Raw genomic sequence first — 1823 nt, 5'->3', positions numbered from 1 at the left:
CCGCCCGGGGCCCGGTGCCGGCGCCCGCTAGGGCGCGGCGGCGGAGACGGACACGGGGGTGTCGTCCGTCTCGGGGGCGCGGGGCCGTTCGACGCGGAGTTCCGCGATGGCGGCCTCGAAGTCCTCAAGTCCGTCGTACGCCTGGTACACGGAGGCGAAGCGCAGGTAGGCGACCACGTCGAGCTCCTTGAGCGGGCCGAGTATGGCCAGCCCCACGTCGTGGGTGGTCAGCTCGGCGCTGCCGCTGGCGCGCACGCACTCCTCGACCCGCTGCCCGAGCTGGGCCAGCGCGTCCTCGGTGACCGGGCGGCCCTGGCAGGCCTTGCGGACGCCGGTGATGACCTTCTGCCGGGAGAACGGCTCGGTGACGCCGCTGCGCTTGATGACCATCAGCGCGGCCGTCTCCACCGTGGTGAAGCGGCGGCCGCAGTCCGGGCACTGCCGACGGCGGCGGATGCAGCTGCCGTCCTCGGTGGTCCGGCTGTCGACAACACGGCTGTCGGAGTGCCGGCAGAAGGGGCAGTGCACCTCGGGATCCCTCCCTGGCAGAACGTTCGGACCTCTTGAGTCTATGCGATGTGCCCCCGGCCTGGGCAAGCCGATCATGCGGGGTGACCACTAGTACTGGGCACGGATGATGACTGTAGCCACTACATCTAGGAGTCCGGGGGAGGTGAGCACCATGGCGTGTCGATGCCGCGACGGCGCCGATTAGACTGCCGGAGTCGAGTTCTGCTCGAACATTTACTCGATGTACAACAAAGCCTTGATCGAGTCAGTCAACTCCCGAATAATTCACTCGAACGTGTGTTTGGCGCAACCTTTCGATAGGAGGCGCGTTGGGCTGGAAAAGGGGAGAGGACAGCCGTCGAGAGGGGCCGCCGTGAACACGATCGAAAGCAACACCATCCCGGTGCAGGAACACTCCCAGTTCAAGGTGGGGCAGCGCACCACGAATCAACAGGGTCTGGACATCAGCATGGACCGTAGCGAAGACCACCGTCTCCCCGGCGCGGCCCTGTCCGGAACGGCCCGCGTTCCGGACCAGCCGATCGAACACTCCGCCGCCCTGGACGACGGCCATCCCGCCCCCGCCCGCGCGATGCCCGGCCGCCCCCCCGGGATCCGCACCGACGAGGCCGGTCTCACCGAGCGCCAGCGCCGGGTGATCGAGGTCATCCGGGATTCCGTCCAGCGCCGCGGCTACCCGCCGTCCATGCGCGAGATCGGCCAGGCCGTGGGCCTGTCCAGCACCTCCTCGGTGGCCCACCAGCTGATGGCCCTGGAACGCAAGGGCTTCCTGCGCCGGGACCCGCACCGCCCGCGCGCCTACGAGGTCCGCGGCGTCGAGGTGGCCCGCCCGAACACCGCCGAGACGGCCGGCCGCCCGTCCACCTCCTACGTCCCGCTGGTCGGCCGGATCGCCGCCGGCGGGCCGATCCTGGCCGAGCAGACGGTCGAGGACGTCTTCCCGCTGCCCCGCCAGCTGGTCGGCGAGGGCGAGCTGTTCGCGCTCACCGTGCGCGGCGACTCGATGATCGAGGCCGCCATCTGCGACGGCGACTGGGTCACCGTGCGTCGCCAGCCGGTCGCCGAGAACGGCGACATCGTGGCCGCGATGATCGACGGCGAGGCCACCGTCAAGCGGCTCAAGCGCGAGGACGGCCGGATCTGGCTGATGCCGCACAACTCGGCGTACGAGCCGATCAACGGCGACAACGCGACCATCCTGGGCAAGGTCGTCGCGGTCCTGCGCCGCCTCTGAGCTCCCGTGCCGCGACCGACGGCACCGGGAAGGGGCTCCACCGCTCGTGCGGGGAGCC

General features: G+C 70.2%; 2 protein-coding genes. One reads left to right on the top strand and one right to left on the bottom strand.

The window, feature by feature from the left end; all coding sequences use genetic code 11:
* Positions 1-27: 27 nt before the first annotated feature.
* On the bottom strand, positions 28-528 hold the full coding sequence (gene nrdR, locus ACIQOV_RS39930; RefSeq protein ID WP_401055850.1) for a transcriptional regulator NrdR: 501 nt from the start codon (positions 526-528) through the stop codon (positions 28-30).
* Between the two features lie 451 nt (positions 529-979).
* On the opposite strand from nrdR, the gene lexA reads away from it, so the two are divergent.
* The gene (gene lexA, locus ACIQOV_RS39925; protein ID WP_401055852.1) at positions 980-1765 is read left to right on the top strand and encodes a transcriptional repressor LexA; all 786 of its coding nucleotides are present in this window, start codon (positions 980-982) and stop codon (positions 1763-1765) included.
* Positions 1766-1823: the final 58 nt, after the last annotated feature.

This window comes from Kitasatospora sp. NPDC091257, from assembly GCF_044757675.1.
GTDB classification, from domain to species: Bacteria; Actinomycetota; Actinomycetes; order Streptomycetales; family Streptomycetaceae; genus Kitasatospora; species Kitasatospora lactacystinica.
The sequence above is the reverse complement of the archived record's forward strand: the minus strand, read 5'-3'. Positions and strand labels throughout refer to the sequence as shown.